Here is a 19,012-nt window from a genome sequence, read left to right as displayed (position 1 = left end):
GAGTCAAGCCATGTCCCCCACCGGCCTCGACACCACGACACCGACTGGAGACCGCCGATGACCGACCTCGCCATCCGCGCAGACGGCCTGACGAAGCGTTACGGCGACGAAGCTGCGGTCGACGACCTCGACCTCGCCGTGCCCGCGGGCAGCGTCTACGGCTTCCTCGGACCGAACGGTGCCGGGAAGACGACGACAATGCGCCTGCTCACCTCCCTCACCGATCCCACCGCGGGGACCGCCGAGGTCGCCGGCGTTCCAGTCACCGACCGGGCGGCGCTCACCCCGCGAATCGGTTACCTACCCGCCGATCCACCGGTCTTCGACGAGCTGACGGGCTGGGAGCAGCTCCGGCACGTCGCCCGACTCCACGGGCTCGACGACGGCGAGGCGGACACCCACATCGAGTCGCTGCTGGAGCGGTTCGACCTGCTCGCGGACGCCGACCGCCGCATCGAGTCGTACTCCACAGGCATGACGAAGAAGATCGGCGTGGTCGCCGCGATGCTCCACGACCCGGACGTCCTGTTCCTCGACGAACCCACGTCGGGGCTGGACCCCCGGGCCGCCCGCACCGTCAGGGACACCGTCGCGGACCTCGCGGCGGGGGACGCGACTGTCCTTCTCTCCACGCACGTCCTCCCCGTCGTCGACGAACTCGCGGACACCATCGGCGTCATCGACGACGGCGTCCTCGTCGCCGACGGTGACCCAGAGAACCTCAAATCGACCGCCCGCGAGGGCAGCGCGACCGACCTGGAGACCGTCTTCATGGAGGTGACTGCGGATGCCGACGCCCCGCTCCCGGATTCGTGAAGCCGTCCCCGACGCCGAGGCCGCAGTCGAGTTGGCGCGCGTCGACCTCGTGCGGGGCTACCGGAAGCTGCGCGGCCAGGACTTCTGGCTGCTGTACGGCGCGCTCTCGGCCGTCGGCTTCGCGCTCATCACGGTGTACGCGTACTCGCTCGGCCACGACACCGGCGTCGCGCTGGCGGCCGGTGAGACGCCGTGGTTCGCGGCCGGCGGTGCGGCGACCGCCTGGAGCGTCGCCTGGCTGTTCACGGTCGCGATGCTCGTCGTCGAGGCTGTCGGTTCGAACGGCGACCTCGACAACGACGGCCACTACCTCACGCTCCGCCCGACCGCCGACATCACCGCCGGGAAGCTCGCGAGCGCCGCTGTCAAGCTCGCCGGGTTCATGCTCTTCCCGGCACTCGGGCTGGCCCTCGGGCTGAGCCTGGGACTGGGAACGCCGGTCCCCGTCCTCGGCGTCGTCGCCGCGGCGACAGTCACCGTCACGTCGGCGGCAGCCACCGGCTACCCCGTCGGCTTCCTGCTGAAGGGCGTCGTCCGCCGGTCGAACGTCCTCACGCAACTGAAGCCGGTGCTCGGAGTGGGTATCGGCCTCGGGTACTTCGCTGTGATGCTCACCGGGGAGTTCACGACCGCCATCGACGCCCTGCGACCCGTGCTCCGCGCGCCCCCGCTCTGCTGGCTCGGCGACCTCTCGCTGGCGACAACGCCCGGCGTGACTCCCGGCGCCACCGGTGTCGCTGGGGCGTTCGCCCTCGGTGTCGTCGTCGCAGGCGCCGGCGTCCTTCTCGCGGTGCCGGCCGCCCGGTACGCCTGGCGCGCCGACGGGATGGCGTCGACCGAGAGTGACGGCGAACCCACGACTGCGCCCGACCACGCGGTCGACAGACTGCTCGGCGTGCTGACGCGCGCGCCTGCGACCCACGGCGTCGCGAGCACGGCACTGTTGCAGATCTACCGGTCGCCGCTCCGGCTGGTTTTCGTCGCCTTCCCGTTGGTGGGGGCGATCCCGGTCGGCGAGCAGGTCCTCGCCGGCGGCACCGTGCCGCGGTACGCGCCCTGGCTGGCCGTCTGGTATGGTGCGTGGGCGGGCGGCGCGGCGCTCCCCCTCAACCCCCTCGGGAATCAGGGCAGGTCGCTGCCGTCGCTGCTGACGGCGCGCGCCGGCGGCCGGCACGTCGTCCGCGGCTACGTCGCGGCGACCGGCGTTGTCGCTGTCCCTGTCAGCGGGGCTGTGGCCGGCCTGCTCGCCGGCGCCGCAGGCTACTCGTTGGGCGGCGTACTGGGCGTCGTGGTCGCAGCCGGCAGCGCTGTGCTGGCCGCATCCGTGCTCGCAGCCGGGGTCGGCAGCGTCTTTCCCCGCTTCGAGGGCGTCGACCTCGCCGGGTCCCGCCGCGCCGTGCCACCCAGCAAGGTCGCGTACGGCGTGTTCTCCGCGACACTCACGGCGGCCGTCGTCGCGGTCACCGTCGTCCGGAGCGACGTCCTCCACGATGCAGTCACCGTGCTCGTCTCGCGGACGCTGCCGTTTGGTTGGCGTGTGAGCGCGGGCACCGTCGAAACGGGGGCCTTCGTCGCGCTGGCGGCGGTCGCTGTTGCGCTTCCGGTGGCCTACCGGGTGGCAGTGGCCCGGCTCGGGGGCTACCGGCTGGCCTGACCGAGCGCGCACGAGCCGGTGTCGGGGAGTCCCACCCCTTTGCGGGCGTCAGGAACGTTCCCGCGTGTTTTTAGTCCCCGGCGTGGTTCAGAGTGAACAACTAGCCGTGCGCGGGCCGGTGGTCGTGACTGGCTGCTGACAGCACCCGGTTCAGGGCGACTGACTCGCGTCACCCTTCGGCGTGATCGATCCTATGTCAGACATGCACGACGTTATTGTCGCCGGTGCCGGCCCAGCAGGAGCACAGTGCGCGCGCGACCTCGCGGAGCGGGGCTACGACGTGGTCGTCCTCGAAGCCGAACCCGAGGACGAGTTCCCCCGCCAGTCGAACAAGTCCACTGCGGGCACGTTCGCGTCCATGATGGGCGCGTTCGGCGTGCCCGACGACGTGGTCATGCAGTACACCGACGACGTTGTGTTGGAATCCCCCCACGAGTATTTCGTCCAGGATCAGCCCGGCGCGGTCCTGGAGTTCGCGGAGTTCAAACAGTGGCTGGTCGCCGCCGGCGAACAGCAGGGTGCCGAGTACCGGTTCGAGGCGCGCGTGAACAACCCGATCACGGAAGCCGGGGAGATTGTCGGCGTGAAGTACGACGGCGACGAGGAGGTGTACGGCGACATCATCATCGACGCCACCGGCCCGGCGGCGCCGCTTGCGAAGAAACTCGGCGTGACGGACCTCCGGCGCAGCAACCAGGCCATCGGCATCGAGTGGGAGATGGAGAACGTCGCCGTCGACCACGAGGGGTACGCCGACCTGAGCGACGCGATGATGCTGCGCCTGGATCACGACCTCGCGCCCGGCGGCTACTCGTGGATCTTTCACACGGGCGCTGACACCGCAAAAGTCGGCATCTGTTACATCCAAAACGAGAGCTACCAGCGGTTCGGTGACGCCTCGAAGAGCATCGACGACCACCTCGACTACTGGATGGAGACCGATCCGCGCCTCGCCGACGCCACGAAACTGGCGGGCAAACAGCACCGCGGGTCGGCGCACATCCAGTTGCCGGCGAACTTCTCGACGGACAACTTCATGGCCATCGGGGACACCGTGCCGACGGTCGACCCGCTGTGGGGGGAGGGGATCCACAAATGCATGGAGTCGGCGCGCGCGGCCGCCATCACCGCCGACCGGTGTTTCATGGGCGACAACCGCGATACGTCCGCGGACGCGCTGTCGATCTACGACGACCTCTGGCACAAGCGTGTCGCGCCGAACGCGCGGATGCGGCTGACCATGACCCAGCTGCTGTATCTCGCGTCCAACGAGCGCTACGACCGCCTCATGAGCGACCTGCAGACGGCCGACGTCGGGACGCTGTCCGGCGCGAACGAGGGCGGGCTGCGGTCGCTGCTCGAGTTCGTGCACACCGAAGACGTCCCCCTGCTCGCGCGGTTCGCCCGCGACCGGCTGCGCGCGTGAGGACACGCCGGCGTTCTCGCCGCATCCACAACCGCTAACCACCTACCCGTTGTTGCTATGCGTATGGCACAGGACACACAGCAGCGCGCGGCGGTCGTCGAGGAGATGCCCGAGTTCGGACTGGGAACCTGGGAGAACGAGGATCCCAGTGCGTGCGCGGACAGCGTACGAACCGCCCTCGAAATGGGGTATCGGCACATCGACACGGCACAGATCTACGAGAACGAGGACGCCGTCGGCGACGGCATCGCGGCCGCCGACGTCGACCGCGAGGACGTCTTCCTCGCGACGAAGGTGTGGACGAGCGAGCTCGGTGACGGCGACGTTGCGCCCGCGACCGAACAGAGCCTGGAGAAGCTCGGCGTCGACTACGTCGACCTCCTGTACGTGCACTGGCCGGCAAACCAGTACGACGCCACGGAGACGCTGGCTGCGCTGGCCGACCTGCAGGCCGACGGCGTGACCGAGCGCATCGGCGTGAGCAACTTCGAGCCCCGGCATCTCGACGAAGCCGAAGACGTCCTGGGCGAGTTGCCGTTCGCCAACCAGGTGGAGTTCCACCCGCTCCTCCAACAGGAGGAGCTGCGCGAGTACGCCGACGGCGAGGACATCGAGCTGGTGGCGTACTCGCCGCTGGCCCGCGGTGAGGTCTTCGACGTGCCCGAGATCCAGGCCGTCGCGGAGAAGCACGGCGTCAGCGAGGCGCAGGTGAGCCTGGCGTGGGTGCGCCGGAAGGGCGTCACCGCCATCCCGAAGGCGACCGGCGAGGACCACATCGCCGACAACTGGGCGAGCCTCGATCTCGAACTCGACGACGAGGACGTCGCGAAGATCGACGGCATCGACCGCCGCGAGCGACAGGTCGACCCGGAGTTCGGGCCCTGGAACTGAGCCGACCGTAGCGCCGACCCACCACACGCAGTATTTCTCGACGAGTCCCCGAATCGAACCGACACCGCAGCCCCGCGAGCCGCGACTTTGCGCTGCAAAGTGGGTTTGTAGTGCAAAGTTATTTGTAAGTCGGTGTCAGTGACGTAGTATGAGCATCGAGACACGTGGCGGCCCGCCCCTGGGCCGGCTCCTCGAACAGACCACGGCGTTCGCCGTGCGAACCCTCCAGACGCTCCGCCGGAACAGCGCTGTCGCCTTCTGGGCGGTGGCGTTCCCCGCGATGTTCTACCTGCTGTCCGTGTCCCTTTTCATCGACACCGGAGGGATGCCGGCCGAGGTCGTGAGCGCGGTCAAAGCCACGCACGCCGTCTCGTACGGGGCCTTCGCGGCCCTCACCGTGTTCCTGAGCACGTTCTCCCGGTCGCTCGTCGCGGACGTCGAACGCGGCCGATACCGCCAGTTCCGAGCACTCCCCGTGTCGCCGGCAGCGGACTTCCTCGGACGGTTCGCGGCCGCCTACCTGTTCGCCGTCGCCGCCGTCCTCGCTGTGCTGGGCGTCGGTGCCGCCACGGGAGCGGCGTTCACGCTCCGGTCGGCCGCCTCGATCCCCGTGGCCCTGCTCGGGCTGCTGGCGCTCGGCCTGTTCGCCGCCAGCATCGCCGTCGTCCTCGTCGCCGTCGTCCCGGACGCGAAGTTCGCGAGCATCGTCGCCGTCAGCGTCGTCATGCTCGCCTTCTTCCTCACCGGCTACAACGGCATCCAGCCCGGGATGCTCGCCGGCGCTGCCGACTTCGTGAACGTCGTCCCGAACGCGCTGGCCACCCGGCTGGCCGTCCACCACCTCGTCGCCGCCGGCGGGTGGACGCAAGCCGGACTGGCACCGCCCGGCGCGCCGACGAGCATGGGTCACGTCGCGCTGCTCGCGGGCTACGCAGTGGCCGGACTCGCGCTCGCCGTCGCCGCCACCCGCCGCTCGCTCTACGGGGGTGCGGTCCGGTGAGCGTCGACCGGCCAGCCGTCGAGGCGCGGAACGTCCACAAGGCCTACGGCGAGGACGGCGTCCTCGACGGCATCGACCTCACCGTCGCTGAGAACGAAGTGCTGCTGTTGATGGGGCCCAACGGCACCGGGAAGACGGTGTTGCTGTCGTGTCTCGCCGGTGGCACCGAGCCGTCGGAGGGCTCCGTGTCGGTGTTCGGGACGCCCGTCAGCGAAGACGGCGGCCGGACCCTCTCGCTGCTGCTGCAGGGCGGCGCGAGCGTCGACACGCTCTCTGGCCGCGAGACGGCCGCGTTCTACTCCCGGCTTCACCCCGAGTTCACGGACCGCTGGCGGACGTACGTCGACGACCTCGGTATCGACGGCGACCTCGACAAACGCATCAAGTACTACTCGGAGGGCATGAAACGCAAGCTCGAACTCTCGCTGGCGCTGTCCGTCGACGCGCCGCTGTACCTCCTCGACGAACCGACGGCGGGCGTCGACCTCTCGATGGTGCAGTCGTTTCACCGCGTCATCCGCGACCGCGTCGCGGACGGCGGGACCGTCGTCGCCACGAGCCACCGGCCCGTCGACGCCGACCTCGCCGACCGCGTCGCGTTCGTGAACGGGGGCGGCGTGCTCGCCGTCGACACCCCCGAGGCGCTGTTGGACGGCGTCCCGACCGTCGTGCGAGTGGTCGGCCAGGCAACCGCCGGCGACGCCCTCGCCCCGCACGTCGTCGGCGACCCGTTCTACCACGGCGACGAACGCCGCGGATTCCTCCGCGAGCACGCGACCCTCGCGGACATCCGCGAGCACGCCGGCGACGCCACCGTCGAGACCGTGGAGCCGAGCTACACCGACGCGTTCAACTACTACGTCCACGCAGCCGCCGACAATGAGTGAGGACGTCGACCCCCGGGCACTCCAGCAGGACCTCGACCGCATCAAGGACGCGATGGGGATCGCCGAGCGCTACGAGAGCGCACCCGAACAGTGGCTGCTGTTCAGCGTCCTCGTGGCGGCCGGGAGCGCCGTCTCCCAGGTCCTCCTCTTCGCGCGGGCAGCCGGGTTCTGGTACCCCGTCGTCTGGGTCGGGCTGTTCGGTGCCGGCTCCCTCGTGCTCTCCCGGCGGTACGACTACGCCTTCGGGCCGGGCCACAGCGAGCCGAACGTCGGCTTCCAGATTCTCGTCGTCTACTTCGGGTCGTTCGCCGCGCTGTCCGCCGTCGACCCGTTCCTCCCGGAGCTCGGCTACCTGGCGGACAACGCGCTCACGCTCGGACTCGTCGCCGTGATGCTCGGGCTCGGCTACCTCGTCGCCGGCGAGACGCTGAAGGCCTACCGCATCCGTGCACGGGACCGCTACGTGCTACACGGGGGTGGCCTCCTCCTGGTCGCCCTGGGCGTCGCCATCCCGACCGTCGACGTCCTGCACACGTGGAGCTACGCCGCCTTCGGCGCATCGTACGTTGTTTACGCCGCAGCCTCCTACCTCGTGTTGACCCGAACGTAGGATGGACCTCGACAAGCTCGTCCACCAGCCGACCCGGCTCGAACTGTTCGCGTACCTCTACCGGCACGGCGAGTCCAGTTTCGGCGACCTCACCGGCGAACTGGACCTGACGGAGGGGAACCTCTCCAGTCACCTCCAGCGCATGGAGGACGCCGACGCCGTCGAGGTCCGCAAGGAGTTCGTGGACAAGCGACCGCACACGACGGCGGTGCTCACCGAGGACGGCGAGGCGATGTTCGAGGACCACGTCCAGACGCTGCAGGGACTCATCGACGGCCTGGAATAACGGAACACGAGGCGTTCGACGGGCTGTCCGAACCGCCTACGGTTCGAGGCGGTCGGGATCCCGCGGGAAGAGGATCGCTTCCTTGATGTTGTCGAGGCCGGCGAGCTGCTGGATGAGCCGGTCGATGCCCAGCCCGTAGCCGCCGTGGGGCGGGACGCCGTAGCGGAACGCGTCGAGGTAGAACTCGAAGTTCTCCGGCTCGACGCCCTGCTCGCGCATCTTCGCCGTCAGGCGCTCGATGTCGTGCTCACGCTGCCCGCCGGAGGACAGCTCCTGGCCGCGGTACAGCAGGTCGAACTTCCGGGAGGCGACGTCGTCGCCGTCGACGTCCTGGCGATAGTAGAACTTCTCGTCCGGGTAGCCGACGACGAACACGGCGGGGTGGCCCTGCTCCTCGAAGTACTCCCCGAGCAGGCGCTCGCCTTTCGTGTCGAGGTCGTTGTCGTCCTCGGGGACGTGGTCGTACTCGTCGGCGAGGATCTCGCGGGCTTCCTCGAACGTGATGCGCGGGAAGTCCGCCTCGGGGACCGAGAGGTCCGAGCCGAGTTCGTCGAGTTCGCGCTGGGCGTGCTCGACGACGTGTCGGATGGTGTGGCGCAGGGACTCCTCCTGGACGTCCATCACGTCGTGGTGGTCCTCGACGTAGCCGAGCTCCACGTCGAACATGGCGATCTCGGAGACGTGCCGGGAGGTCCCGAAGTCCTCGGCGCGGAACGCGTGGCCGACCTCAAACAGTCGGTCGACGCCCGAGGCGACGAGGATCTGCTTGTAGAGCTGTGGGCTCTGGGAGAGATAGGCCTCCTTGTCGTAGTAGACGACCGGGAAGAGGTCCGCGCCGCCCTCAGCGCCCGCCGTCGAGAGTTCGGGTGTGTCGACCTCCTCGAAGCGGTTGTCGTAGAACCAGTCGGTCATCGCGCCCATCGCCTTCGAGCGCAGGGAGAACACCGCCTTCGTCGAGGGCTTGCGCACGTCGAGGTGGCGCTCGTCCAGCCGCGTCGAGAGGTCGGCGTCGACGTCCTTCGAGATCTCGATGGACGGCACGTCGGTGGCTTCGCTGACGACGGTGAGCTCGGTGGGCGCGAGTTCGACGCCACCAGGGGCCTGGTCGCTGGCCTCAAGCGTGCCGGTGACCTGCACCACGTCCTCGCTGGAGAGGCCTTCGGCCGTCTCGAAGAGGTCGGGGGTGTCGTCTTCTTTCGCGACGACCTGCAGGCGGCCGGTGGCGTCCCGCACGATGACGAAGAGGATGCCGCCGAGGTCGCGGAGTTCGTGGACGTGGCCGGCGATGGTGGTGTCTTCGCCGTCGTCGTCGGGCGTTACGTCTTCGATGTAGGTTCGTTCGAGCATTGGTGGAGTTGTGGATGGCTGGTTGGCGGCGCGTTGCGACGGCGTCCGGGCAGTCGGGAGAATGGGTGGTGGCCTGCTCACGCAGGCGCATTGCCGCCGGCGACACCCCGACCACGGTCACGGCGGGCGTCGCGCGATCCGACCGGTGTGCGTGTCGCCGTCATCGTCGCTGTTGCCGAGTCGTGCGTCCACGTACGTATGATTTGCGAACCTGCGCAGCGCAGCCGTGGTGCAGCGTCCGCGCGGTTCACTGTGAGGGGCTTGTGGCGCGTTCTGCGCGTCGGGGTCCTGGCGTGGGGAAGCCCGCCGACGTGAACCGGGCCGACTTACATGTAACCGAGATCGCGCAGCCGCTCCATCAGGTCCTCTTTGTCCTGGGCGCGGCCGGCGCGCTCGGTGGTGTTTTCGAGGTCCTGGAGCCACGCGGGTTCCTCGGCGGCCTTGTCCGTGGAAACCTCACTCCCCAGCGAACGGAAGCCCTTGAAGTACTTGGGGGAGACGGGGATGTCCTCGTGGGTGAGGTCGTTGGGGAGGTCGTCGAAGTCCTGGGGGACGTAGCCGTCGTCCGGGAAGTCCGCGACCGTCTCGGGGACGACGTAATACCAGAAGGCGTCCCAGACGGCGGCTTCGTCGAACTGGAGGATGGGTTGGATGCGGTCGTGGGGCGGGTAGACGTCGGGGTCGTGGCGCGGGCTGAAGAACGTCTCGTCGGCGCGGGCGTCCTGTTCGTCCCAGCGGATGCCCGAGAGGATGCCGTCGACGTCGTGCTCCTCGAGGGCGTTGTTGAGCGCGACGGTCTTCAGGAGGTGGTTGCCGACGTAGGTGTCGAGCAGGAACGGGAACGAGTCCTCCTCGTATTCGAGGAGGTCCCGGACGTGGTGTCGGTTCTGGTCGTCGAGTTCGCTGATCGGGATGTCGTCGCCGGGTTCGAGGTCGTTGGCGGTGACGTAGTCGCCGACGTCCTCGTTGCGGGCGTAGACGACGTCGAGGTCCCATTCGTCGGCCCAGTGGTCGACGAAGTCGTGGAGTTCGTCGAAGTGCTGGAAGTGATCGATGAAAATGGTTTCGGGGACATCGAGGTCGAACTGGTCGGCGACCTCCTTGACGAAGTACAGCGTGAGCGTCGAGTCCTTACCACCGGTCCACATGATGGCGGGGTTGTCGTAGGATTCGAGGCCGTCGCGCGTGACCTCGATGGCCTGCTCGATTTTCGCGTCCAGCGTCGAGTAGTCAGCGGGGCTCTCACCGTCACCGTCGTGGTAGTCGACGTCGAGGTAGTCCGGGAAGTCCTCGCTCATGGCTTCGGGGTCTACCCGGTAACGTATATGCGTGTGGATATCCGCCGACGGCTGGGGCGGGAGAGGGGCGCGTTAGGGGTTGGGAGTCGGGGCGGCCTTTTGCAGGGCGGTTTCGGCGATGTTGCCGCCGTAGTCGGCGCTTCGGGAGAGTGAGTCCACGACGAGGCCGAGGTGTTGGGCGTGGTGGGCGGTGAGGCCGTGGAGGCGGTCATCGACGTCGCGGGCCTGGTCGTCGATGTCGCGGACTTGTGCGCGGGCTTGGGTGGCGAGGGCGGTGGCTTCGTCGGCGGTGTCCGCGAACAGGGCGTCCATGGCGGTCTCGATGATGTCGGTGGCGTCCGCCTGGAGGGTTTCGAGGGCGTCGACGACGTCCTCGGGGATGTCGTCGTTGAGGTCGTGTGTGGCGGTTGCGATCTTGGTGGCGTGGTCGGCGACGCGTTCGAGTTGGCGGGCGCTGGAGTGGTAGTCGAACGCGACTTCCCGCGTGATGCCGATCTCTTGGGCGACCGTGGGCGAGCGCAGTGCACCCCGGAAGATGCGTGACACGACGTACCAGAGGCGGTCGACGTCGTCGTCGCGGTTCGTGACGTCGCGGGCGATGTCGGGGTCTCGGGTGGCGAGCGCGGTGACGGCGTCTTCGAGCATGGAGACCGCGATGAGGTGCATGCGCCGAACGGCGTTGTGGATGGACAGCTCCGAGGAGTCGAGGAGGTCCTGGATGACGACGCGCTGGCTGGTTTCTTCGAGGACTTCGAGGCCGACCAGCCCCTGGGTGGCGTCGCGGATGACGCGGCGCTGGTCGGGATCGATGGACTCGGCTTCCAGGGCGAGCACGTCGAAGCCGCTGACGTACATCGTCATGACTGCGCGCATGAGCTCTTCGCCGTGCATGTCGGTGATCGTCAGCGTTCCTTTGTCGGTGTCGGTGTCGTCGATGGGGGTCAACAGGAGGGAGCCGCTGTCCGGGTGAAACCCCACCTCGTCGCCGGCCTCGACGCTGTGATCGCGCGCCCAGTCTTTCGGGATGGATACGGTGAACGTTGAGCCGCCGGTGACCTGGACTTTCCGTCGTTCCATGCGACCACGTATCGATGCCTGTAATATAAATCCCGGTCACGATACATAGTTACTACACCAAACCACTGTAGAGGAGAATAAAGCGCTTGCAGGCGCTCGGGTCGAAATATACATCGACGACGAGCGTCGAATCGATTCGCGGACATGCGATGTGAACTGTTCCCTATGTACTGCTATATATACGTAATAGCAGAGTACTTATTCACATCGCGGCGAGCATACGACGATGCCAGCAGACGACGCCGAACGCACCACACGTACGCGCCGTCAAGTTCTCGCCGGGATGGGGGCAACCGGCGCGGCAGCGCTCGCCGGCTGCCAGAGCACGTCATCCGAGGATCCCGCCGACGACTCGCTGTCAGGCACCGTCGACTTCGCTGGAAGCTCGACAGTGTTCCCGCTGGCGACCACTATGTCAGAGCTCTTCCGCGGCGGCGACACCGGCGAGGCACACCCGGACGTCAACTTCAACCCCAAATCCACCGGCACCGGTGGCGGGTTCGCCAACCACTTCTGCACCGGTAACGCCGACCTCAACAACGCCTCCCGAGAGGTTCGGGACGCCGAGGCACAGCAGTGTACGGACAACGACATCGAGCCCGTCGAGTTCACTGTCGCGACGGACGCGCTGACCGTCATCGTCAACACGGACCTGGACATCGACAGCATCACCGTCGACGAGCTGCGGAGCATCTGGTCGGCCGAACGCGACACCGAACAGTGGTCCGACGTGAACCCCGACTGGCCCGACGAACCGCTGGAGCTGTACGGCCCGTCGAGCGCCTCGGGCACCTACGACTACTTCATCGAGTCCATCCTGCACGGCGGCGACACGGAGCTCACGCACATCAGCGGCGGGAGCTACACCGGCACCGAACAGGACCGGACCATCATCCAGGGCGTCGAGGGATCGGCGAACGCGATGGGATACCTCGGGTACGCGTACTACTCGAAGAGCGGCGACCGCGTGAAAGCGCTTGCCGTCGACGACGGCGACGGCGAGCCGGTGAAGCCGAGCCTGGAGACCGCGCGATCCGGGGCGTACACGCCGCTTTCCCGGCCGCTGTTCACGTACGCGGCGAAGTCGTCGCTGGCCGAGCCCGCGGTCGCGGCGTTCCTCCGGTTCTGGCTCGAGCACGCCACGAGCGAGGCGATCGTCGCCGACCAAGTGGGCTACGTGCCCCTCAGCGAAGAGGTTCAAGGAGAACAACTGGACGCGCTGACTGAGGCCATCGACGCGGCCGGCAGTGCGGACGAGTAGCGCGTCGCCCCACCCAGCAAAGACTGTATACGTACGCTATGACTGATTCAAACCAATGAGCGGAGACGACCTCGAAGCGGCGCTCACGACGCGCACCCAGAACGCCCCTTCAGAGTTGCTCTCCCGGTCGTTCTTCTTCCTGTGTGCAGCCCTCTCGATCGTGACGACGATCGGGCTCATCGCGTTGCTGGCGACCGAGGCTGCGAAGTTCTTCACGTTCTCCGCGCCGCTGGTCGGCGTCGACGGCGCGACCGCGGGCATCGTGGAGTTCCTTACTGGAACGAACTGGGACCCAACGAACGGCAGTTTCGGCGTGCTCGCGTTGGTGTCGGCGACGCTGATGGTGATGATCGGCTCCTCGATCATCGCGTTGCCGCTCGGACTCGGCACCGCGACCTACCTCAGCGAGTACGCCAGCCCCCGACTCCGGTCGGTCCTGAAGCCCGCCCTGGAGATCCTGGCGGGCATCCCGACGGTCGTGTACGGGTTTTTCGCCGTCATCTACATCACGCCCGCACTGGGCACGGTCCTCCCGGGGTTGAGCAAGTTCAACATGCTCTCGGCGTGCGTCGTCGTGGGCATCATGATCATTCCGATGGTGGCGTCCATCAGCGAGGACGCCATGTCCGCCGTGCCCGACGAGCTCCGGCAGGCGGGCTACGGAATGGGCGCGACGAAACTCGAAGTGTCGACCGGCGTCGTCGTGCCGGCGGCGCTGTCCGGCATCTTCTCGTCGTTCATCCTGGCGCTGTCGCGCGCCATCGGCGAGACGATGGCGGTCACGATCGCCGCCGGGTCGACCGCGCGGTTCCTCAACATCATCGACCCAGGGGCGTACACGGAGTCCGCGCTCCCGATGACGGCGGCGATGGTGAAACTCGTGAAAGGCGACGTGACCGGTGGCGGGCTCGCGTACCGCAGCGTGTTCGCGATCGGGGCCACGCTGTTCGTGATTACGCTCGTGATGAACATCGTCAGTGACGTGATCGCACACCGATTCAAGGAGGAGTACTGAGATGGCAGCCGACACCAGCGACGTAACGGCGGGCTTCGGGCAGGTCAGTCGCACCGCGGGTCGCGTGTTCCGCGCGCTCCTGCTTGCGGCGACCCTGTTCGGCATCGTGTTCGTGACGATCCTGCTGTTGTACGTCGCAAACGACGCGATCCAACCGCTGACCGCCGATCCGGGGTGGCATCTCACGTTCTTCCTCACGCTCGTGGTGCCGACCGCCGGCGTTGGCGCGTTCGTCTACCGGCGCAGCCAGGCCGCCTTCCAGACCGGCATGCTCGCGCTGGGGTTCGTGGCCGTCGCGTTGCTGTTCAGCGGCGGCGCGGCGATGCTGTTCATCGACATCGTGCGCCCGCTGACGTGGCTGGCGGTTGTGGTCGCACTGGCGGTGCCGGCCGCCATCACCGTCGGCGTGACCGCCTACGACCAGCGGCTGCCGTTCCTCGCACGGTTCGGCGTGACGACTGCGGCGTTCTATCTCTCGCTGTTCGGTCTGCCCGGCCCGCTGGGGACGGTTGCGTCCTGGCTCTCGCAGCTCGGGCTCCCCATCCCACTGGGAGCGACACTCGGCAGTGTGCGCCTCGTGCCCAGCGTGGTCGACGTGGTGTCCGGGGTGCCGGTTGCGCCGGCCCCATGGCTGATGCTCGTGGCGACCGTCGGCGGCCCGATCGGGGTCGTCGCGGGCCACGCGGTGGCGCGAGACCGCGGGCGGCGGGCGCGCGTCGCTGCGAGCAGTGCGTTCCTCGCAGTCGTCGCGGTGGCCGGTGTCGTCGGCCCGGCGGTCGGCGTTACGCCGGTGCCGGCGGTGGTCGTCGCGGCGGTCGGGGTGGTGCCGCCGGCTGCGTACGCGGCCGACGTTGCGGTCAACGCCCCGCGCGAGCGGGTCGGACTGGCGGTGCCGGCGACCGTGATCGTGGGGTCGCTGGTCGGCGCCGGGATCGTGTCCGTCGTCGGCTTGGCCGGCCCGCAGTCGTGGGTCGACTGGGCGTTTCTGACGTCCGCGCACAGCACGAACGCCGAATCAGCCGGGTTCTACCCGTCGATCGGTGGGTCGATCCTGCTCATGCTGAGCGTCGCGGTGCTGGCGTTCCCGGTGGGCGTCGGCGCAGCGATCTATCTCGAAGAGTACGCACCGGACAACTGGCTGACGCGTGTGATCGACGTGAACATCTCGAACCTCGCGGGCGTGCCGTCGGTCGTCTACGGGCTGCTCGGGTTCGGGCTGTTCGTCACACACCTCAATCGGCCCGCGGGCACGGTGCTGATCGGCGGCGCGACGCTTGGCCTGTTGATCCTGCCGATCATCATCATCTCCGCGCGGGAAGCCATCCGGTCGGTGCCGGAGGCCCAGCGCGCGGCCTCCGACGGGATGGGAGCAACCAAGTGGCAGACCGTGCGCAACGTGGTGTTGCCGCGATCGTTCTCCGGCATCCTCACCGGCACGATCCTCGCGCTGGGTCGCGCCATCGGCGAGACGGCACCGCTGATCATGATCGGTGCGCCCACGATCAAGTTCTCGCTGCCCACGCAGGTCTCGGAGACGGTCACCGCGATGCCGTTGCAGGTGTACGCGTGGTCGAGCCTCTACGCGACCCCGGATTTCTACACCAAGGTGGTGCCGGCCGGTGTGGTCGTGTTGGTGACGGTGTTGCTCGCGATGAACTCCGTGGCGATCGTGCTCAGGAACAAATACCAATCACATGACTAACCAACGATGACCGAGAACACGGCGGAGACGGCCGACGAATCGAGCGATGGCGGTGTCACCGCGACCACCGGCGCGGCGACGACGACACCGACGACACCCCCCGAGCCGGTGATCAGAGCCAGGGATCTGGATGTGTTCTATGGCTCCGAGCGCGCGCTCGAAAGCGTCGACATCGACATCCCCGAACAGCAGGTCACGGCGATCATCGGGCCGTCGGGCTGCGGGAAGTCGACGTTCCTGCGGTGTATCAACCGGATGAACGACCGCATCGACGCCGCGCGCATCGACGGCGACCTCACGCTGCGCGGGACGAACGTCTACGACGCCGCCGTCGACCCGGTTGCGCTCCGGCGGCGGGTCGGAATGGTGTTCCAGGAGCCCAACCCGTTCCCCAAAAGCATCTACGACAACGTCGCGTACGGCCTCGAAATCCAGGACGTCGAGGGCGATCACGACGAGATCGTCGAGCAGTCGCTGCGGCGCGCGGCGCTGTGGGACGAGGTCAGCCACCAGCTTGACAGCTCCGGGGTGGCGCTGTCCGGCGGCCAGCAACAGCGGCTGTGCATCGCCCGCGCGATCGCGCCCGACCCCGAGGTGTTGTTGATGGACGAGCCCGCGAGCGCGCTCGACCCGGTGGCGACCAGCCAGGTCGAGGACCTCATCGAGGAGCTCGCCGAGGAGTACACCGTGGTGATCGTCACGCACAACATGCAGCAGGCCGCCCGCATCAGCGACAAGACCGCGGTGTTCCTCACCGGTGGCAAGCTCGTGGAGTTCGGGGACACCGACCAGATCTTCGAGAACCCCGAGCACCAGCGCGTCGAAGAGTATATCACTGGAAAGTTTGGGTGATACGTATGGCACGAGACAGCTACCAGGAGAAACTCGACACGTTGCGCGACGACGTCCTGTACATGAGCGAAGTGGTCACCGACCGGCTCCGGATGGCGTTGGAGGCGATGGCCCGGAAAGACGACGACGCCGCCTGGCAGGTCATCGACGGCGACGACGAGATCAACCAGCTGTATCTGGATCTGGAAGACGACTGCATCGACCTGCTCGCGCTCCAGCAGCCGGTCGCGGGCGACCTGCGACTGATCGCGTCGTCGTTCAAGATCATCACCGACTTGGAGCGCATCGGCGACCTGGCGGCGAACCTCGCGGAGTACACGCTGGACGCCGACCGGGACATGTTCCCCGAGGTCGACGTGCAGGCGATCGGCGACCGAACCATCGAGATGGTGACCGACGCGATGGCGGCGTACGCGAGCGCGGACGTCGAGGCGTGTTACGCGATCGCCGAGCGCGACGACGACATCGACGAGCGGTGTCGGAGCGCCTCACAGACGGTGATCCGTGATCTGATCGAGACCGAGATCGACGCCGCCACCGACGACGCCGAGATCGAGGCGCTGATGCAGGACGTTTCGCGGCTGCTGTTGACCGTCCGGGACCTCGAACGCGTGGGCGACCACGCCGTCAACATCTCGGCGCGAACGGTGTACATGGTCGACAACGACGACGAGCTGATCTACTAGCGACGGCCCCGTTAGAACGGCGCGTCGATGTCGGCGTCAAGCGCGGCGTCGTCGGCGGTCGTGTCGACGCCATCGGCGTTGAGTTCGTCCGCGAGGTCGCCGCGGTCGGCGAGCTCCGCGAGGATGTCGCTGCCGCCGACGAACGACCCGTCGACGAACGCCTGTGGGGTGGTCTCCCAGCCGCTGTGGCGCTCCAGGGCGGCCCGGAACTCGTCGGTGCTCTGGAGGACGTCAACGGTGTGGACGTCCGGCCGGTAGTCGGAGATCAGTCGGATGGCGCGCTCGGAGAACCCACACTGGGGGGCGGCGGGCGTGCCCTTCATGAACAACACGACCTCGTTGTTCTCGATGGCGGCGTCAACGATGTCGTCGACGGCGTCCTGTGCCATCGACGAGTCGAGCGGATCGAAGGCCATGTCCCACCGTCGGGGGGCAGCGAGGAAAGGCCTTGCTCTGTCAGTCGTCGCCGCTGCCAACGCGGATGACCTGCAACAGCGCTTCGATCGGCGTGCCGTCGACGTCGCCGAGGCCTTGTTTGTCCGCGAGGACGCCACACGCCACCGGTGTTCCGCCGGCCTCTCGGACGGCCTGGATGGTTTCGGTGATCGTCGTGCCGGAGGTCACGGTGTCGTCAACCACGAAGCAGTCGCGGTCCTCGACGGACGCGAAGTTCCGGGAGAAGCTGCCGCCAAGGTCGGCCATGTCGCCTTCGTCCCACTGGTGTTTGCGGGGCGTGTAGGTCGCCAGGTCGGTCCCGAGTTCGTTGGCGGTGGCCGTGGCGAGCGGAACGCCGGCCTTCTCGATGCCGACGACCAGATCGACGTCGTGGCTGTGATCTCGGAGCGCGTCGGCGAGCGCGACCCCGATGGCGGACAGCCGGGCGCCGGCTTCGCCGATGGTGCTCCAGTCGACGTGGACGTCTCGGGGGCTGTCGTCGGTGTCGGTGGCGGCGACGGACGCGTTGGTGTCGGCGCGCTCGACGAGCCACGACGCGGTTTCCCGGGAGACGTTGAGTTCGTCGGCGATTTCGCCGCGGGAGAGGCCGCGGTCCGCGAGCGCTGCTGCGTCGTCGATGAGGTCGTCGACGTTCTTCATCGGGTGTCGAATTGAACGGCCGTCTTGATGGAGGTTTCGCCGTCCCGGAACGCGTCCGCGAACGCTGCGGTGTCGTGGACGCCGGTGACGATGGCGTCACACAGCCAGTCGGGGAGGGCGGCCAGCGTGTCGGCGGCGGCGCGGAAGTGGCGGGCGTTGGAGTTGACGCTGCCGACCACCGCCTTGTTCTCCAGGACGAGGCTGCGGTGGAGGTCGCTGCCCGGGACTTCGAACGTCCAGCCGGCGGCGGGAACGCCGAGGAGGGCAGCGACGCCGGCGGGGGCGAGCGCGTCGATGGCGTCGAAGGCGTGTTTCGCGTGTCCGGTGGCTTCGTACACCATGTCGACGGGCTGGTGGGCGGCGGGGATGTCGGCGACCGGCGTGGTGCGGGAGTCGATGTAGGTCGCGCCGAGTCGCTCGATGATGTCGATCGTCGGGTCGGGGCGGCTGCGGCGGCCGAGACAGTAGAGCGTCTCGGTGTCGTCGCGGGCGGCGAGGATGGCGAGCGTGAGCAGGCCGAGCGAGCCGTTGCCCAACACGAGCGCGGAGTCCGGCCGCCAGTCGAACGCCGACCGCGAAGCGAGCGCGAGTTCGATCGCTTTCTCGGCGACCGACACCGGTTCCGTGAGGAAGCCGTGGGCGGCAAGCGAGTCGGGGAGCGCGACGAGCGCGTCCGCGGGGCTGGTGAAGTAGTCGGCCATGAACCCGTCGGCGCCGTCGATGCCGCGCTCGACGTACGTGCCGGGGGCCGCCATGTCGGGTTGGCCGCGGTCGAACTGCGGGGTGGGGTCGCCCCGCGGTCGGCGCACGGTCGGCGCGACGAGTTGGCCCGCGGAAAACCGGGTGTCGGTCGGATCCGCGACGACGCCGATGGCTTCGTGGCCGAGCACGAGCTCGTCGGCGTCCTCGGGGAAGCCGCCGTGGGTGCCGGCGATCACTTCGTGGTCGGTGCCGTCGACGCCGACGCGGAGCGTGCGCACGAGCACCGAGCCGGGTGTTGGGTCCGGACGGGGCCGGTCGACCAGCCGTGGTGTGCGGTCGGCCTTCGAGACGACGATTGCGTCCATGGTGGGTGTGTTCTCCGTGGACGAATTAAACGGGTGGGACTG

At 68.1% G+C, this 19,012-nt stretch carries 19 protein-coding genes; 13 read left to right on the top strand and 6 right to left on the bottom strand.

Features of this window, described 5'->3' with window-relative positions:
* The first annotated feature begins 57 nt into the window (after window positions 1–57).
* The 8 genes from ACOZ32_RS07030 to ACOZ32_RS06995 all read left to right on the top strand — a co-directional run bounded on the left by ACOZ32_RS07030 (window position 58) and on the right by ACOZ32_RS06995 (window position 7,570).
* A complete protein-coding gene (locus ACOZ32_RS07030) occupies window positions 58–816 on the top strand; it encodes an ABC transporter ATP-binding protein (RefSeq protein ID WP_424335106.1) in 759 nt (252 codons plus the stop codon).
* The gene (locus tag ACOZ32_RS07025) at window positions 788–2,470 is read left to right on the top strand and encodes a hypothetical protein (protein ID WP_205251506.1); all 1,683 of its coding nucleotides are present in this window, start codon (window positions 788–790) and stop codon (window positions 2,468–2,470) included. The genes ACOZ32_RS07030 and ACOZ32_RS07025 overlap by 29 nt, the downstream gene beginning before the upstream one ends.
* 193 nt (window positions 2,471–2,663) lie before the next feature.
* Window positions 2,664–3,896 (top strand): digeranylgeranylglycerophospholipid reductase, encoded by a 1,233-nt coding sequence (locus tag ACOZ32_RS07020; protein ID WP_424335105.1) that lies wholly within the window; start codon window positions 2,664–2,666, stop codon window positions 3,894–3,896.
* 63 nt (window positions 3,897–3,959) lie between these two features.
* Window positions 3,960–4,787 carry an aldo/keto reductase gene (locus ACOZ32_RS07015; RefSeq protein ID WP_012289160.1) on the top strand — a complete coding sequence of 276 codons (828 nt, stop codon included), beginning with the start codon at window positions 3,960–3,962 and terminating at the stop codon, window positions 4,785–4,787.
* Between the two features lie 148 nt (window positions 4,788–4,935).
* Window positions 4,936–5,787: an ABC transporter permease gene (locus ACOZ32_RS07010; RefSeq protein ID WP_424335104.1), complete on the top strand. Its 852-nt coding sequence runs from the start codon at window positions 4,936–4,938 to the stop codon at window positions 5,785–5,787.
* Window positions 5,784–6,674: an ATP-binding cassette domain-containing protein gene (locus tag ACOZ32_RS07005; RefSeq protein ID WP_205251503.1), complete on the top strand. Its 891-nt coding sequence runs from the start codon at window positions 5,784–5,786 to the stop codon at window positions 6,672–6,674. The genes ACOZ32_RS07010 and ACOZ32_RS07005 overlap by 4 nt, the downstream gene beginning before the upstream one ends.
* The gene (locus ACOZ32_RS07000) at window positions 6,667–7,284 is read left to right on the top strand and encodes a hypothetical protein (protein ID WP_205251502.1); all 618 of its coding nucleotides are present in this window, start codon (window positions 6,667–6,669) and stop codon (window positions 7,282–7,284) included. Before ACOZ32_RS07005 ends, ACOZ32_RS07000 begins: the two co-directional genes overlap by 8 nt.
* Window position 7,285: 1 nt before the next feature.
* Window positions 7,286–7,570 carry a transcriptional regulator gene (locus ACOZ32_RS06995; RefSeq protein ID WP_205252455.1) on the top strand — a complete coding sequence of 95 codons (285 nt, stop codon included), beginning with the start codon at window positions 7,286–7,288 and terminating at the stop codon, window positions 7,568–7,570.
* Between the two features lie 36 nt (window positions 7,571–7,606).
* Here ACOZ32_RS06995 and aspS read toward each other — a convergent pair whose 3' ends face one another.
* From aspS to ACOZ32_RS06980, 3 genes are all read right to left on the bottom strand, one after another.
* A complete protein-coding gene (gene aspS / locus ACOZ32_RS06990) occupies window positions 7,607–8,917 on the bottom strand; it encodes an aspartate--tRNA(Asn) ligase (protein ID WP_010902296.1) in 1,311 nt (436 codons plus the stop codon).
* A 326-nt stretch (window positions 8,918–9,243) separates the two neighbouring features.
* Window positions 9,244–10,215, bottom strand: coding sequence for a phosphoadenosine phosphosulfate reductase family protein (locus ACOZ32_RS06985; protein ID WP_424335103.1), 972 nt, complete (start codon window positions 10,213–10,215; stop codon window positions 9,244–9,246).
* Between the two features lie 72 nt (window positions 10,216–10,287).
* Window positions 10,288–11,292 (bottom strand): phosphate signaling complex PhoU family protein, encoded by a 1,005-nt coding sequence (locus ACOZ32_RS06980; protein WP_010902294.1) that lies wholly within the window; start codon window positions 11,290–11,292, stop codon window positions 10,288–10,290.
* A 226-nt stretch (window positions 11,293–11,518) separates the two neighbouring features.
* On the opposite strand from ACOZ32_RS06980, the gene ACOZ32_RS06975 reads away from it, so the two are divergent.
* The 5 genes from ACOZ32_RS06975 to phoU are packed head-to-tail and all read left to right on the top strand — an operon-like array spanning window position 11,519 to window position 16,808.
* Window positions 11,519–12,553, top strand: a complete 1,035-nt coding sequence (locus ACOZ32_RS06975) for a PstS family phosphate ABC transporter substrate-binding protein (RefSeq protein WP_285271377.1) — start codon at window positions 11,519–11,521, stop codon at window positions 12,551–12,553.
* A gap of 55 nt (window positions 12,554–12,608) precedes the next feature.
* Entirely contained in the window at window positions 12,609–13,568 is a 960-nt protein-coding gene (gene pstC, locus ACOZ32_RS06970) for a phosphate ABC transporter permease subunit PstC (protein WP_010902292.1), read from the top strand.
* A gap of 1 nt (window position 13,569) precedes the next feature.
* Window positions 13,570–15,270 carry a phosphate ABC transporter permease PstA gene (gene pstA / locus ACOZ32_RS06965; RefSeq protein ID WP_205252453.1) on the top strand — a complete coding sequence of 567 codons (1,701 nt, stop codon included), beginning with the start codon at window positions 13,570–13,572 and terminating at the stop codon, window positions 15,268–15,270.
* 6 nt (window positions 15,271–15,276) lie between these two features.
* On the top strand, window positions 15,277–16,122 hold the full coding sequence (gene pstB / locus ACOZ32_RS06960; protein WP_010902290.1) for a phosphate ABC transporter ATP-binding protein PstB: 846 nt from the start codon (window positions 15,277–15,279) through the stop codon (window positions 16,120–16,122).
* A 5-nt stretch (window positions 16,123–16,127) separates the two neighbouring features.
* A complete protein-coding gene (phoU, locus tag ACOZ32_RS06955) occupies window positions 16,128–16,808 on the top strand; it encodes a phosphate signaling complex protein PhoU (protein WP_205252452.1) in 681 nt (226 codons plus the stop codon).
* Window positions 16,809–16,819: 11 nt separating this feature from the next.
* Here phoU and ACOZ32_RS06950 read toward each other — a convergent pair whose 3' ends face one another.
* The 3 genes from ACOZ32_RS06950 to ACOZ32_RS06940 are packed head-to-tail and all read right to left on the bottom strand — an operon-like array spanning window position 16,820 to window position 18,970.
* On the bottom strand, window positions 16,820–17,224 hold the full coding sequence (locus ACOZ32_RS06950) for a glutaredoxin family protein (protein WP_012289157.1): 405 nt from the start codon (window positions 17,222–17,224) through the stop codon (window positions 16,820–16,822).
* 40 nt (window positions 17,225–17,264) lie between these two features.
* Complete coding sequence (gene gfcR / locus ACOZ32_RS06945; RefSeq protein ID WP_205251498.1) at window positions 17,265–17,903, bottom strand: transcriptional regulator GfcR; 639 nt, start codon at window positions 17,901–17,903, stop codon at window positions 17,265–17,267.
* Window positions 17,900–18,970 carry a glucose 1-dehydrogenase gene (locus ACOZ32_RS06940; RefSeq protein WP_010902286.1) on the bottom strand — a complete coding sequence of 357 codons (1,071 nt, stop codon included), beginning with the start codon at window positions 18,968–18,970 and terminating at the stop codon, window positions 17,900–17,902. The genes gfcR and ACOZ32_RS06940 overlap by 4 nt, the downstream gene beginning before the upstream one ends.
* Between the last annotated feature and the right edge of the window lie 42 nt (window positions 18,971–19,012).

It is taken from the genome of Halobacterium sp. MBLA0001 (assembly GCF_049705385.1).
GTDB classification, from domain to species: domain Archaea; phylum Halobacteriota; class Halobacteria; order Halobacteriales; family Halobacteriaceae; genus Halobacterium; species Halobacterium salinarum.
Note: the sequence above shows the minus strand (reverse complement) of the source record. Positions and strands in the feature narration are given on the sequence as shown.